Origin of the sequence: Pontibacterium sp., from assembly GCF_041587635.1 — a bacterium.
Lineage (GTDB): Bacteria > Pseudomonadota > Gammaproteobacteria > Pseudomonadales > Balneatricaceae > Pontibacterium.
This window is the reverse complement of record NZ_JBFGYC010000003.1, coordinates 1-14,902: the sequence shown is the minus strand read 5'-3', so window position 1 is coordinate 14,902 and position 14,902 is coordinate 1. Positions and strand designations below refer to the sequence as shown.

Annotated in this window: 9 protein-coding genes; 6 read left to right on the top strand and 3 right to left on the bottom strand. The window is 51.9% G+C overall.

Translation table 11 applies throughout. The features are described 5' to 3' along the window. Positions 1-13 precede the first annotated feature (13 nt). From ABYW01_RS00530 to fadA, 3 genes are all read left to right on the top strand, one after another. Entirely contained in the window at positions 14-943 is a 930-nt protein-coding gene (locus ABYW01_RS00530) for an electron transfer flavoprotein subunit alpha/FixB family protein (protein WP_372830597.1), read from the top strand. 72 nt (positions 944-1,015) lie between these two features. Continuing rightward, complete coding sequence (gene fadB / locus ABYW01_RS00525; protein ID WP_372830596.1) at positions 1,016-3,163, top strand: fatty acid oxidation complex subunit alpha FadB; 2,148 nt, start codon at positions 1,016-1,018, stop codon at positions 3,161-3,163. 16 nt (positions 3,164-3,179) lie between these two features. Continuing rightward, positions 3,180-4,358, top strand: a complete 1,179-nt coding sequence (gene fadA, locus ABYW01_RS00520; RefSeq protein WP_372830595.1) for an acetyl-CoA C-acyltransferase FadA — start codon at positions 3,180-3,182, stop codon at positions 4,356-4,358. Between the two features lie 93 nt (positions 4,359-4,451). On the opposite strand, the gene ABYW01_RS00515 is transcribed toward fadA, so the two are convergent. Then, complete coding sequence (locus tag ABYW01_RS00515; protein WP_372830594.1) at positions 4,452-7,568, bottom strand: EAL domain-containing protein; 3,117 nt, start codon at positions 7,566-7,568, stop codon at positions 4,452-4,454. A 258-nt stretch (positions 7,569-7,826) separates the two neighbouring features. Here ABYW01_RS00515 and ABYW01_RS00510 point away from each other — a divergent pair, with 258 nt between their 5' ends. Together ABYW01_RS00510 and ABYW01_RS00505 are read left to right on the top strand one after the other, a co-directional pair. After that, complete coding sequence (locus ABYW01_RS00510; RefSeq protein WP_372830593.1) at positions 7,827-8,546, top strand: substrate-binding periplasmic protein; 720 nt, start codon at positions 7,827-7,829, stop codon at positions 8,544-8,546. 2 nt (positions 8,547-8,548) lie between these two features. Beyond that, positions 8,549-10,570: a putative bifunctional diguanylate cyclase/phosphodiesterase gene (locus tag ABYW01_RS00505; protein ID WP_372830592.1), complete on the top strand. Its 2,022-nt coding sequence runs from the start codon at positions 8,549-8,551 to the stop codon at positions 10,568-10,570. Positions 10,571-10,640: 70 nt separating this feature from the next. Here ABYW01_RS00505 and ABYW01_RS00500 read toward each other — a convergent pair whose 3' ends face one another. Both ABYW01_RS00500 and ABYW01_RS00495 read right to left on the bottom strand, forming a co-directional pair. After that, positions 10,641-11,984 carry a DUF1329 domain-containing protein gene (locus ABYW01_RS00500; RefSeq protein WP_372830591.1) on the bottom strand — a complete coding sequence of 448 codons (1,344 nt, stop codon included), beginning with the start codon at positions 11,982-11,984 and terminating at the stop codon, positions 10,641-10,643. 28 nt (positions 11,985-12,012) lie between these two features. Beyond that, entirely contained in the window at positions 12,013-13,878 is a 1,866-nt protein-coding gene (locus ABYW01_RS00495) for a DUF1302 domain-containing protein (protein ID WP_372830590.1), read from the bottom strand. A 292-nt stretch (positions 13,879-14,170) separates the two neighbouring features. Between ABYW01_RS00495 and ABYW01_RS00490 the strand changes: the two genes are divergently transcribed. Beyond that, positions 14,171-14,902 (top strand): AraC family transcriptional regulator (locus ABYW01_RS00490; RefSeq protein ID WP_372830589.1); only part of this gene is annotated, 732 nt, incomplete at its 3' end.

Here is a 14,902-nt window from a genome sequence, read left to right as displayed (position 1 = left end):
GGAGGCTATTCAGATGCGTTTACTGGTTATTGCAGAACACGATAACAACGAATTAAAACCGGTCACCCTGACGACGCTGGCCGCTGCACAACTGATCGGCGGTGAGATTGACCTGCTGGTGGCTGGCTCTAACTGCCAGAGTGTGGCCGATGCGGCAGCCGTAGTGTCTGGTGTGGCTAAAGTGATTTTGGCTGATGCCCCTGTCTATGAACATCAGCTGGCAGAGAATATCACCCAGCTGGTTCTCGCGTTGCCGGATGATTACAGCCACATACTGGCCCCCTCAACTACCAACGGTAAGAACCTGCTTCCGCGGGTCGCAGCACTGCTAGACGTGAATCAGCTATCCGACATTATGGCCGTCGAAAGCGCCGATACGTTTAAACGTCCGATCTATGCCGGTAACGCGATCGCAACCGTGCAGTCATCGGATGCGGTGAAAGTGATTACCGTGCGCGGTACTGCTTTTGATGCCGTATCGGCAGAAGGCGGGAGTGCTTCAATCGAAACCTTCAGTGAAGCCTGTGATGCTGGCCTGTCACAGTTTGTCGGCGAAGCGCTGGCAGAAAGTGATCGCCCTGAGCTGACCGCGGCGTCGATGGTGGTTTCTGGTGGCCGTGGCATGGGCAACGGAGAAAACTTCGACCTGTTGTATGCGCTGGCAGACAAGCTGGGCGCAGCCGTTGGTGCATCCCGTGCGGCAGTAGACGCAGGTTTTGTACCTAACGATATGCAGGTGGGACAAACCGGCAAGATGGTGGCACCTGAGCTATACCTTGCAGTAGGTATCTCCGGCGCGATTCAGCATCTGGCTGGAATGAAAGATTCAAAAGTGATTGTTGCGATCAACAAGGATGAGGAGGCGCCGATTTTCCAGGTGGCTGACTACGGCCTGGTTGCGGATCTCTTTGATGTGGTGCCTGAGCTGTCGGGCAAATTGTAAGCAACAACTATTTATTTATAGCGACTGCGCCGGATGGCGCGGTTGAGAATAAAAATAAACGGAGCAAATCAGATGCTTTACCAAGGTCAGTCGATCCGTGTGGAAGCGGTTGAAGAGGGTCTTTTCAACCTTGTGTTTGATAACCAAAACGAGTCCATCAACAAACTGGATCAGGCGACGTTGGGAGAACTGCGCGAAGCAGTCACCCAGCTGTCTTCCCGGGATGATCTCAAAGGTGTGATGTTTTCCAGTGCCAAATCTTGCTTCATCGTTGGCGCGGATATTAAAGAGTTTAACCAGATGTTCTCCCATGAAGAGGAGGCCATCGTTGCGGCATTGATGGAGCTTAACCAGATTTTCAACACGATCGAAGATCTGCCCTGCCCAACCGTCACTGCGGTGAACGGTATCGCACTGGGTGGCGGTTTTGAGCTGTGCCTGAGTACCGATTACCGTGTGATGGCGGACGGTGCCAAAGTGGGCCTGCCGGAAGTGAAGCTGGGCATCTATCCGGGTTGGGGTGGCACGGTACGTCTGCCACGTCTGATCGGTGTGGATAACGCCAATGAATGGATCTGTGGCGGTGTGGAAAAACGCGCTGCGGCAGCGCTGAAAGACGGTGCAGCAGATGCGGTTGTGGCGGTCGAGCAGGTACAGGATGCCGCGCTTGATCTGCTGCGCAACTGTATAGCCGGCAAGTTTGATTACATGGCGCGCCGCGAAGAGAAAAAGTCGCCGATCAAACTGAATCAGATCGAACAGATGATGGCCTTTGAAAGTGCTAAAGGTTACATCGGCGGCAAAGCCGGTCCACATTATCCCGCGCCACTGGCAGCACTGAAAACGATTCAGAAGCACGCCAACCTGCCCCGTGATAAAGCGCTGCCGATTGAAGCTAAGGGGTTTGCCAAGCTGGCGAAGAATGATGTCACCCGTGCTTTGGTAGGCTTGTTCCTGAAAGATCAGGCGATCAAGAAGATCACCGGAAAATATGAAGCGCAGGCTGAGCCGGTGAAAATGGCGGCCGTATTGGGCGCAGGTATTATGGGGGGCGGTGTCGCCTATCAGTCCGCATCCAAAGGCACACCGATCCTGATGAAGGATATCGCGGAACCCGCGTTGCAGCTGGGTCTGGACGAAGCCAATAAATTGTTGGGTGGCCAGCTGAAACGTAAGCGTATTGATGCGGCCAAGATGGCACAGGTGATCAACCGCATTACGCCAACACTGAGCTACGGCGATTTTAATCGTGTCGATCTGGTGGTTGAGGCTGTGGTCGAAAATCCAAACGTGAAAAAAGCGGTGCTGGCTGAGACCGAAAAGCACCTGCCAGAAGGTGCGGTACTGACCTCCAATACCTCCACTATTTCGATTACCGATCTGGCGACTGCGTTGGAAAAACCGGAAAACTTCTGCGGCATGCACTTCTTTAACCCGGTACACAAAATGCCGCTGGTGGAAGTGATTCGGGGCGAAAAAACGTCTGAGTCCGCGATTGCACGTACTGTCGCGTATGCCAAGGCGATGGGTAAAACCCCGATTGTGGTGAATGACTGTCCGGGGTTCCTGGTCAACCGTATCCTGTTCCCGTACTTCGGTGGCTTCTCTGCGCTGCTGAGTGATGGTGCCGACTTCCGCCGGATCGATAAGGTGATGGAAGGCTTTGGCTGGCCGATGGGGCCTGCGTACTTGTTGGATGTGGTAGGTGTGGATACCGCACACCATGCTGATCGTGTGATGGCGGCGGGTTTCCCCGACCGTATGGAGCACGAAGGTGAAAACATCATCGATCGGATGTTCAAGCTGGAACGTTTTGGTCAGAAGAACGCGAAAGGTTTCTACCGTTATGAGATGGATCGTAAGGGTAAACCGAAGAAACTGCAGGATGACAGCGTTGATGCGCTATTGGACGGTGTTGTGGGTGCCGCCCGTGAGTTCACAGATGAAGAGATCATCGAACGCATGATGGTACCGCTGTGTATCGAAACGGTACGCTGTCTGGAAGACGAGATCGTTGCCTCACCGGCTGAAGCCGATATGGGTCTGATCATGGGCATTGGTTTCCCACCGTTCTTAGGTGGCCCGCTGCACTATCTGGATAAGATGGGGTTGGATAACTTCTGCAACATGGCCGCGAAATACGAAGCACTGGGTCCGCTGTATCAGCCGACTGAGAAGATGAAACAGATGGCCGCTGCTGGCGAAACCTACTTCGGTTAAGGATGGAGAGAGAACAATGAATCTGAAACCTAATGACGTTGTCATCGTTGATGCAGTACGCACGCCGATGGGCAAATCAAAAAATGGCTCTTTCCGTAACGTCCGTGCTGAAGCCTTGTCCGCTGCTGTGATGAACGGCCTGTTGAAGCGTAATGATCAGGTCAGCGCCGCAGATATCGAAGACATCATCTGGGGTTGTGTGAACCAGACCAAAGAGCAGGGCTTTAACATTGGCCGTAACGCTGCGGTACTGGCAGGTATCCCACACTCTGTGGCGGCACAGTCGGTCAACCGTTTGTGTGGCTCATCGATGGCGGCGTTGCATTCCGCAGCGCAGGGCATCATGACCGGCAACGGTGATATGTACATGGCCGGGGGTGTCGAGCATATGGGCCACCTGTCCATTCTGCACGGTATTGATATCAATCCGGAGATGTCCAAGCAGGTTGCCAAAGCGGCGATGATGATGGGTGTTACGGCTGAGATGCTGGGCAAAATGAACGGTATCTCACGTGAAATGCAGGATGAGTTTGGTGCGCGTTCCCACCGTCTGGCGCATGAAGCGGCGCTTGAAGGCCGTTGGGATAACGAGATCATTCCGGTAGAAGGGCATGACGAAAACGGTTTTAAGAGCCTGCTGGAAGCGGATGAGGTGATTCGTCCTGAAACCACGGTTGAAACATTGAGTGGTTTGAAACCGGCTTTCGTACCTAAAGTGGGTACCGTGACGGCAGGTACGTCGTCTGCGTTCTCTGATGGCGCGTCTGGGATGTTACTGATGTCTGCGGCCAAAGCTGAGGCACTGGGCCTGAAACCACGTGCACGCATCGTCAGCATGGGTGTGGCGGGTTGTGATCCATCGATCATGGGCTTTGGTCCGGTGCCTGCATCGCAGAAAGCGTTGAAGCGTGCAGGTCTGACGGTAGACGATCTGGATGTGGTTGAGCTGAATGAAGCGTTTGCAGCTCAGGGCTTAGCCGTGCTGAAAAACCTCAAATTGCTGGATCAGATGGACGATAAAGTGAACCTCAACGGTGGTGCGATTGCCTTGGGTCATCCGCTGGGTTGTTCCGGCACGCGTATCTCCACCACGCTACTGAACGTACTGGACCAGAAAGATGGTACGTTTGGTTTAGCGACCATGTGTATTGGTATGGGGCAGGGGATAGCGACGGTCTTTGAACGTCTGAACTAAAGGGGATCGGGTGGCGATAGCTGCCCGATAACTTCCTGTAATAGAAAAGCCACGGCCAGGAAATCTATCTTGGCCGTGGCTTTTTTATGAGGATTACGATCGCGTAAAGCGCCCTTTGATCAACATACGGCTGATCTCTTCAGGTGGCACCGGTTTGCTGAACAGATAACCCTGCGCCACATCACAATACTGCGTTGCCAGTGATTCCAGTTGTTCCTCGGTTTCAACCCCTTCCGCGACCACTTTTAAGCCCAATCCATGAGCCATCGCAATTGCGGCATTAACCAGTTCACGGTCTGCGGGATCAACATTGATATCATTGATAAAGCTGCGGTCGATTTTTAGTGTGTCAAACGGATAGCTGCGCAGGTAGCTGAGAGACGAGTAGCCGGTACCGAAGTCATCCATCGCGATGCCAATGTCCATACGACATAAGGTTTCCAGCGCACGGTTGATGTAACCATGATCGCCCATCAGTACGCCTTCGGTAATTTCAAGCTCCAAATGAGAGCCCGGCACACCGTTTGCCTGCAACTGTTGTTCGATAAAGGTTACCAGCCTTTCATCTCTGAATTGACGGGGAGAGAGGTTGACGGCAATTTTGAAGGGCCATTGACGTTGATGTACCCATTGAGCGGTCCTCTCTAGTGCTTGTGAAAGGACATATTCGCCGATCGGGATAATCAATCCGGTTTGCTCTGCGACGGGAATAAATTCTTCAGGCGAGATGTGGCCAAGCGAGGGATTATGCCAGCGTAACAACGCTTCCGCGCCGATCATGGTACGGCTGTGAATATCTACCAAGGGTTGGTAGACCACCTCAAATTCATTATTGCCCAGAGCCCCGTGCAACTGTTCTTCCAGTGCCAGTCGCCGGGTGACCCCCATGTTCATCTCTTTGGTGAAAAAGTGACAGGTATTACACCCTTGTGCTTTTGAGGCGTACATGGCGGTATCTGAGTTGCGCAGCAGCTCTGCTGGATTTTCGCCGTTGTCGGGATAGATGGCGATCCCCATGCTGGCGGTAACGACCAGTTCGCGATGGTGCAGCTTGAACGGGTCCTGAAAACAGTGCAGAAGCTTCTCTGCCACCGGTAGCGCATCCTCCGGTTGCTTAAGCCCGCCCAGCAATACAATAAATTCGTCGCCGCCTAAACGTCCAACCGTATCCTGTTCTCGCACAACGTAATTTAACCGTTTAGCGGCGTGCTGTAACAGGATATCGCCGGTTTCATGTCCGAGAGAATCGTTAACCTTCTTGAAATCATCCAGATCCAGAAACATCACGGCAATCAGGTGGTTGTCGCGTTTTGCGTCGCTGATCATCTGGTCAAGGCGATCCAGCGCGAGGAAGCGGTTTGGCAGATCCGTCAGGCTATCAAACAGCGCCTGATGCAGGATGCGTTCCTCCTGGAGCTTGTGAACAGTGACATCCTGCTTGACGCCGAGGTAGTGCTTAATGGTGCCATCCGTGTCAATAACCGGAGCGATATGTGCCTGTTCCCAGAAAATATCCCCGTTTTTGCGCTTGTTTTGGAATTCTCCCTGCCATGCCTGACCGGATTGAATCGCACGCCAGAGTTCACTGTAGCGGCGTGGCGGCGTGTTACCGGACTTGAGGATGCGGGAGTTCTTACCTAATACCTCGGCTTCTTTGTAGCCGGTAATACCCTCAAACGCATGGTTGACGTATTCGATGTTGCCTTCGGTATCGGTGATCACAACCGATACCGGGCTTTGCTCGATCGCTTGTGACAAGGTGCGGATACGCTCTTCGTTCTGTTTACGTGCGCTGATATCCCTGATAGTGGCTTGCAACATCGGTTCGCCATTTAACACGAGACGGCTGAGCAATACTTCAGTATGAAATGTCTCGTTGTTATCCAATCGCTTATGCCTCCACTCAAAACGCAGGCTACCCTCCGAGTGGGCTTGCGCTATTTTTAGCGCGATCAGTGATACTAACTTCTCATCTGCGTCGCTGTTTTGCTGATCCGCTGATAGATCGGCGATTGATCGGGAGACCAGATCTAGCTTGCTCTTAGCGCCAAACATGCGCATCGCTGCACCGTTACAGTCAATCAGTTGGTGATTGAGGAGCAGGAGTACGGCATCTGCGGTTGATTCAAACAGCGTGCGGTGGCGCATCTCGGAATGTTCCAGATCTTGGGTGCGCTCTCTGACACGGTGTTCCAGCGTGGCGTTGGCCCGCTTGAGGGCCGCATCGGCTTTTTGCCAGCGACGACTGAAGCCCAAAGCAACCAACGCCCCGATGATGCTGGTGAGAATAACAATCCCAATCCCCAGCCAGATGGTTTGCCTGACCTGTGGGGAAATTTCACTTTGCAGCCGATCCATGCGTCGCAGTAACTGTAACTCCCACCCCGTACTCAACTGACGCCGAAATGAGAGCCAGACCAATCCGTTGGCATCGGTGACCTGACGGATCATCACCTGATGCTTGTTTCTTACGTGCTCGATTGTGGACCTCTGGATAAGAGAGTGATCCAGAGGTGAGTCGGAGGTGTCTGAATGACTATCGGCGATACGTTGGCCTTCACGGTCGATTAGAATGGCGCGATCGAACGGGGCGATGTGTGTGATATCCAGTCGCTCTGAGAGGTGGTGCAGATAGCGAACACCACCGAGGTGGGCAATGATCTCACCGTGGTTATCAAGGATAGGCACATCAATCGCCACCGCAGGCACGCTGTCAGCGCCGATAAAGCTGTCAGAGATGACGAGGGCCTTATTCTGGGTCGCTAACTGAAAGTATTTGCGGTCTGAGAGATTATATTTCTGGAGCGAGCGTTGTACTGAGTAGGGGTGTGAAAGGTAGTGATCGCCTTCAGGCGTCAGCAGGAACAGTACTGAAAAATCTCCACGACGACGGAGTTCGTCCAGAATATCACGCTTTTCCTGATCCTCACCCAGTGGGATACCGTTCAACGACCGGTCGATTAATGCCGTATCGAGTGGCGCAGAAAATGCTGGAAGGTTAGCGCTAAACGTCAGGAGATTGGCCGCTTCGGTGACATCGTCACTGAGCTGATCGCCGAGTAATTGAGCAAACTCATGATGATCTTCTGACCAGTTTTTGATGGCCCAGTGTTCAAGTTCCGAGCGTAAAAACCAGGCGAGCAACATCACCGTCAGTAACGCGGGTATAAGAAATATGAAAACTATCTGTCGAGACTGCTTGATGCCCATGGCATCCTCCGATGATCGGATCGTGCTCGACCCTTTAGTCCTCCTTGGAACCCTGTAACCTAATCCTTAATCAGAGGAGGATGTTAGCGAAATCAACAGTTCGATATCTATGCGTCAGATCATAATAGGTGCTGAAATCGAATGCTTCCAATGTCCGCAGGCTTTACGACCGGAGTTTACATATAGTCTAGTCACAAATCTGAGCCGGAAAATTGCTGCTAGACTGATTGGAGGCCATCTATCTCTGAGGGAGCAGACATGCAACGTAGAATCGCGAAGTTGTTGTTTGGTGTGATTTTGATGGGCGCAGCGGTTTATGCGTCAGCGCGAGATTTGCATGTCAATACGGGCTTTACGCCGCCGGTCTCGACGATCTATAGCCGGGTGCTAGCCGAAGCGGGCCAGACAATAGGCGTCAATATTCATGTGCAACCGGTATCCGCTGAACGCTCGCTGCAACTGGTGGCTGAAGGTATCGATGATGCAGAATGTTGCCGGGTAAAGCCGATCATCGAGCGTGAATTTCCCTCTCTGATCCCCGTTCAGCCCAGTTTTTACACTGCTCGTTTTGTTGCCTTTACGCGTTCGCCGGAGATTCGTATCACTCAGTGGGATGATCTCAAACCCTATTCTGTAGGTACGGTCACGGGCTGGAAAATTCATGTAAATAATATCCGTCGCATTCAGCCTGCCGAGTCACATATCCTGGATTCAGCGGATGCGATGTTCAAAATGCTCGACAATCAACGTATTGATGTTGCCCTGTTGGGCGATCTGAACGGGCTTTACGAATTACGTCGGCAAGGTATAGCGGGGTTTCATCTGCACGCGCCTGCATTGGCGGAGGTACCACTTCACCTGTTGTTGAATGAAGGGAATGCAGATCTTGCTGAGCCACTGGGGAATGCGCTTCAGGAGATGTTGGACAGTGGACGTGTGGCGAAAATTGTCCAACAAGTCATGGGATCTCAGGACTAACGATGAGCAGTGCGTTGAAGCGTATCTGGCAATCACTCTTTCGCGGCGATGTGTCGCGGGTATTTGTGATCCTGATCCTTCTCTTCAGCACGGTAATTACTTTGTTACTGACAGGGTTGCAGCTGTGGCGGGATTATCGCTATGAACTGAATGTTCTGGATCAGCGTCTGGAACAGGTCCGCATTTCTAATCTGGAAAGTATTTCCCAAAGTGTCTGGACCTATAACCTGTCGTCACTGGAAATACAGTTGCAAGGGTTGGTAAGACAGCAGGATATCAGCTTTATCTCTGGTGAAAATGGAGATGGCGAAGTACTACTGTCTGTAGGGGAGGATGTTAATGAGGATGCGCTCCAGCAGAGTTATGCACTGACCTATATCCATCGTGATAGTCCCCGGTTGCTGGGTCAGTTACATGTGAAGGCTTCTTTACAGGGAATTTACGGCCGTTTGCTGGATACATTTCTGGTGATCCTGATTACACAAGCGGTCAAAACCTTTCTGGTATCGATGTTCATTATCTATCTGTTTGATCGCATGCTTATGCGACACCTGCGTCGCCTTGTTGATCAGTTGGGCAGACACTATTCCCGCGCGCAACCATTTAGCATTGAACGGTTGGTTACGGAGTTCAACAAGGGCGATGAGTTGAACACGCTGGTGGGGGCTCTCAATCGACTGCAAAACACCGTCGAATCAGAACATCGGAAGCTTGAGCAGCTTGCGAGTTTTGACTCTCTGACCGGGTTGCCCAACAGGATGCAGCTTAAAGAGACTCTGGATACCCGCATTCAGGCAGGTCAACCCTTTTGGCTGGGCATACTTGACGTGAATGACTTCAAAAATATTAACGATACGCTTGGGCATCAGAGTGGAGATCAAGTGCTGTATGAGATTGGGCTGCGCTTAAAGTGTTTGCAAAGCCCGCACTGTTTCTTTGCGCGTCTGGGTGGGGACGAGTTTGCATGTGTGTTTGACAGTGAAGCCCCAGCACGAACGATTGCTGATACTATTTTGCAAAAGTTTGAGGCGCCTTTTCTGTTGCATGCGGTACAGATTCAGTTGTCTGTCAGTATTGGGTTAGTGTCTTTTCCCGATCAGGCAGCTGATGCTCAACAGCTGATGAAGTTTGCAGATATTGCTATGTACCACTGCAAAAAGAGCCGCAGTGAGTTCGCCCGCTTTGATCCTCAGCTGGATGAGCATTCCCTGAATAATCTGACATTGATGACGGATGCCAGACAGGCGCTGGAGAGCAAGCAGTTTTGCCTGCACTACCAAACACAGGTTGATAGTGATACCGGCGAGGTGAGTGGCTTAGAAGCACTGATACGCTGGCATCATCCCACGCAGGGGTTTATATCGCCCGATGACTTTATCCCGTCGCTTGAGCTAAGTGGAGATATTAATGCGCTGAGTTGCTGGGTGCTTGAGCAGGCTTTAACTGACTATGAACAGTTAAAGCCTCATCTTTCAAAACCGCTCGCATTATCGATTAATATCTCCGCGTTAAACTTGCTGGAAGAACGATTTCTGACGTCGGTAGAAGCGATCATGCAACGCTTTCCTGTGCGTCCTACATTGGTGATGGAGATTACTGAGAATGCACTGATGAGCGATCCAGAGTATGCAGGCGTGATGATGCAGGCGCTGGTAAAACAGGGTGTGGAGTTTTCTATCGATGATTATGGTACCGGTTATTCCTCGCTCAGTTATTTGAGTCGCCTTCCTGTGTCAGAGCTGAAAATCGACCGTTCCTTTATCTTCGATATGGAAACGGATCTCCGTCACTTTACGATTGTCCAATCGACCGTCAACCTGGCGAAAAGTCTTGCGCTTCGAACGGTCGCTGAAGGTTGCGAAACCGAGATCAGCAGCAGTATTTTAAAAGATCTTAATTGTGACAAACTGCAGGGCTATTTCTTCTCCAGACCCGTTTCGATTGAGGAGCTGATCTCAGAGTTTCAATGTGTGGCCAGTTCTAATGGCAACTCCCAGAGTGTTCGGTTGATATCTGAAGAGTGATTGAAAGAAGTGCTTATCGGAAACAAAAAAGCAGAGCGAAAGCTCTGCTTTTTTATCGGGGTGTTAAACGTTAACGTTTACCCAAGCGGCGAATCGCCTGTGGGGTGAAGTCTTTGTACTTAAAACGTTTGCTGAAATCAAAGCCGATGCCCTCTTCGTTGGTCAGGCTGCCCACCAGATAACGACCGGATTGCAGGTCATACAGTGCTTCCGCTGCGATCCAGGGTACGTCGACATCACGGTACTGCAGTTGATGAGCTTCCCCAACACGCCAGAGTTCGCCGCGACCGTCGTAGTGATCAACCACGGCAATCTGCCAGCTATCCTCATCAATGTAGAAGGTTCGCTTAGCATAGATATGACGGGCACCTTCCTTCAGCGTCGCTTCAACTTTCCAGACCCGGTGTAACTCGTAGCGGGTCAGATCCGGATTCATGTGGCCACGTTGCAGGATATTTTTATAGGTCAGCTCACGATCAGCCAGCTTGAAGCTGTTATAGGGGATATACATCTCCTGCTTGCCCACGAGCTTCCAGTCGTAACGGTCAGGTGCGCCGTTAAACATATCCAGATTGTCCGTGGTGCGCTGGCCGTCTGTCGCGGTGCCGGGCGCATCGTAGGCGATCTGAGGTGCACGGCGTACGCGGCGCTGACCGGCGTTGTAGGTCCACGCCTGTCGAGGTTGTGTGACCTGATTGACTGTCTCGTGAACCAACAGCACATTGCCTGTCAGACGGGCAGGTGCCTGTACCTGCTGAACGAAGTAGAACAGGATGTTTTCCTGCTTCGACTTTTCACCATCCAGATAGTTGGGCCAGGACATCTTTTCGTTAATCTTCACCGGCGTGAAGTTACCATTCGCCTGCACAGGCACCTGTACAAAGGTACGTTCCAGTGAACCACCGCGATAGCGCGTCATGTGGTTCCAGATCGCTTCCAGGCCGTTAGCCGGAATCGGAAACGCTACACCTTCCGACAGGTTAGAGACGCTGTTGCCGTCATTTGCCAATGCGGCGTTGAGGGCATTTTCCTTGGTTTTGGCCTGAATGTTTTCCGGCACTTTCGCGGTACGATGAGTGGGATATACATTCAGTTTGTATGTATCCGGAAACTTCATGAACAAGGCCTGCTGCCCCGGAGACAGGTAAGCCTTATGTTGATCAAGGTTGGCCGCCGTGATGGTAACAATCGGTTTTTCGCTGGCAAACGGATCGGCATAGCGGTTGTCACTGGTGCTCAGACCGCCTTCCCAGCTGGGGATTGTACCGGCTTCATTGCCAGATTGTTCTGCACCCATTGGCGTGAGCGTCTGGCCGAGTTGTGCGGCCTGTTCCGGTGATACTGCGGCGAAAAGGCTGGAGCTGCCGGCTAGCAGCGCGATACCCAGAGCCAGAGATTTACGTGTAAATTGCATGGTGAGAGTCTCCTGAGTATAGGGCTGATCAGAACGAAACGGACGCACTGAGAGAGATAAAGTCACGGTCATCCAACGCATTGAAATCGCCGCCGAAGAAATCAGTATAGGCAAGCTGAACGCTGTACTGATTCAGGTAATCAGCCGTTAGACTCAGACTGATTGACTTCTCTCCTTCGTTGAACGCTGCGCCTGGTTGTGGACCGTAACCCTCGACACCGTGCTTGAAGCTGACCTGTGGCGTCAGGTTTACGCCGGAGAACGCGTCAGGGTAGTTCAGGTTAGCCCGCAGCACGTAACCCCAGGAGTTCTCAGTAACAAAGCCTTCGGTATCACCCGCGGTATAACCAAAGGCGCCGGCACGACCGTATTTCAGAGCGTTTGCGCCTTCGTCGAGTGAGTGTACGTGGGTCCATGCGATTTCACCGATCAATGCCAGTCGGCTCGCTCCGAGCACGCGATCATGGAATTGAATAAAAGTGTTCTGCAGTTGGGTTACATCAAACAGGGAGTAGCCCTGTATCTCTGCGCCCAGACCTGAGCTGGAGATCAGATTATCAGCGCCTGCATTACCGATACCACCGCTGAACTGGGTCAGGATGGCACCTACTAGCAACGGACCGTTGATCTGCACCGGTACATCACGTTTATGGGAGATTTCGCCGGACCAGGCGATATCACCCAGGTTTGAGGAGAAACTCAGGCCCAGCATTTTGGTCTCTTCCGGGTAACTGATGAAGTACTCGCTCATGAAAGGTGCAGCGGATGCTTGTGCGGCGGCGATAGAGGACGGCACACCCGCACCGACAAGCTGGGTGAACAGGCCGGTTGGAGAGACGGGGGTATTCACACCGCTGATCAAGGGTAAGCGGCTGTGGTACTGGGAGAAGTACAGACCGAACTCGGTGCTGTTCAGCTCTTCAGCGAAGTAACGCAGTGCGAAACCATACTGACCATCATCATCGGCTTCACGGCGACCGTTGGCGTTACGCTCTACAACCAGCGGGCCTTGGAAATAGGTGCTGTCCGGTACCTGAGTTGCAGGGATATTCGGGCTGGTAACGCGGATGCCATTACAACCTTCAGCCGCAAAATCGTTGGTGGAGAAGTAGGTACCACAACCGTCAACCGCGGTGGGTTCCCATTCAAGCTGGTAAAAGCCTTCTACGCTGAGGTTGTCCGTTAATCCCAGAGAAGCAAAGGCCATATTCACCGGCAAGAGGCCTTCTTTCACTTCAGCTCCCGGACGACGGAAAGCATTCACGTCGACAGGGTTGATGACGTTGATACCACCCTGAACAAAGGTGCTCTCGCCCCAGTTAACAACCTGACGGCCGAGTCGGATATCCAACGGCTGTTCATTCACTTCCAGCTCTGCAAACAGGTATGCATCAAGCAGTTCGGCACCTGAGAACTTCGCGTAATCGTTAAAGCCTTTATCGCTCAGGCTGTTGTTAGCGGTGTATCCATTGAGCGTATTTCCGTGGTCCTGATCGCCGTCTTTCAGTTCAAAATCGTACCAATATTTACCACGTACAAAAGCCCCTACGTTTTCGTAACGCAGTTCGAGATCATGAACACCTTTGAGAATCTGGGTGAACGCATCCCCCTTATCAAAGTTGAGATCACCGTCATCATAGCTACCGGAGTTGAGGCTGGTACTGCTGCCGCCATTGGCAGGGGAGATCAGGCCGGGGTCCCGGTCTGTGGCACGCCAGCTGGCGCCTACAGATACCTGGGAGTCAAAACGTCCCTCAATCTCACCCAGCTGAAATTCAACTGCTGAAACAGAGGCACTGAAGATGGAGCTTCCCAGAAGCACCGGTAACAGGTATCGCTGGGGTGCCGTTAGCGGGAAACTGCCTTTGCGAGGGCTTCGCAAATCTATTGCCATTTCGTTCACCTTAGATTGTTATTTTTTGATGGGGTGAATGAGCATGCGCGGATAAAAAAGGGCTTAATAAGCTTGTTTACCCTTGTTGCCTCCGTTTGCTCCTATTTACCTTAAATCGGTAGTGTTCAATACTGGCGGTTGGGTGGCTGTCTTAACAATAACATTTGGCTCCACATTTAATGACAAAATGGTTCGCATGAGACTTGCGTTGATGTCGAATTCAAGCCATAAATACCTTCGTACACATATCGGCGGATTAAGAATAGCCGTATTTTCGGGCTCCGGAGTGGTAATGAAAAATAAAAAAACAGTGCCGGCTAACTACGTCAGACATCTGATCAGTCAGGCAGAATCACAGGGATACGATGTTGAGGGGCTGTTACAGGAAGAAGGGTTGAGTCTGGCCGACATCAATGGGAACGGTGAATTCTCTGCGGAAAAACTGGGTGTGCTGTATCAGCGTATGATGTACATCGCGCAGGATGAATATTTCGGTATGTTGGGTGGCGGCAAGGTGCCCAACGGCACGTTTCGTATGATGTGTTACAGCATCATTCACGCGAAATCACTGGAGAAGGCGATCTATCGGGCCAGTGCGTTTCACGAAATCTGCCGTGGTTCTAACGTTAAACCGTTGCTGGTGCGTAAGGGGCGCTACGCCAAAGTGTCTATTGCGACCACCGATGCGTCCGGCATGGATATCAACGAACTGCTGCGTGATGAAAATCCGGCACGGATTCGCACGTCGCTATCGATGTGGCATAACTTTGTGTGTTGGATGATCGGTACACGGGTAGATCTGAAGGCAGTCTATTTTGCCTATCCAGAACCGGAAGATCATGAGCACTATCGCCGCCTGTTTCAGTCAGAGGTGCGTTTCTCTCAGCATGACAATGCGTTTGTCTTCCCGTCGTACTATCTGGATTATCCGCTGGTACATAACGATGAGTCGCTGCGGGTGTTTCTGAAAACCGCACCCTATCAGCTGATTGCAACGGTGAGTGATGACAGCAGCCTGAAGTCT

What these genes read in the sequence shown, in the direction of transcription:
- fadA (WP_372830595.1), top strand. Translation starts at nt 3,180, where the DNA reads ATGAATCTGAAACCTAATGACGTTGTCATCGTTGATGCAGTACGCACG.
- fadB (WP_372830596.1), top strand. Translation starts at nt 1,016, where the DNA reads ATGCTTTACCAAGGTCAGTCGATCCGTGTGGAAGCGGTTGAAGAGGGT.
- ABYW01_RS00500 (WP_372830591.1), bottom strand. Translation starts at nt 11,984, where the DNA reads ATGCAATTTACACGTAAATCTCTGGCTCTGGGTATCGCGCTGCTAGCC.
- ABYW01_RS00495 (WP_372830590.1), bottom strand. Translation starts at nt 13,878, where the DNA reads ATGGCAATAGATTTGCGAAGCCCTCGCAAAGGCAGTTTCCCGCTAACG.
- ABYW01_RS00505 (WP_372830592.1), top strand. Translation starts at nt 8,549, where the DNA reads ATGAGCAGTGCGTTGAAGCGTATCTGGCAATCACTCTTTCGCGGCGAT.
- ABYW01_RS00530 (WP_372830597.1), top strand. Translation starts at nt 14, where the DNA reads ATGCGTTTACTGGTTATTGCAGAACACGATAACAACGAATTAAAACCG.
- ABYW01_RS00510 (WP_372830593.1), top strand. Translation starts at nt 7,827, where the DNA reads ATGCAACGTAGAATCGCGAAGTTGTTGTTTGGTGTGATTTTGATGGGC.
- ABYW01_RS00515 (WP_372830594.1), bottom strand. Translation starts at nt 7,568, where the DNA reads ATGGGCATCAAGCAGTCTCGACAGATAGTTTTCATATTTCTTATACCC.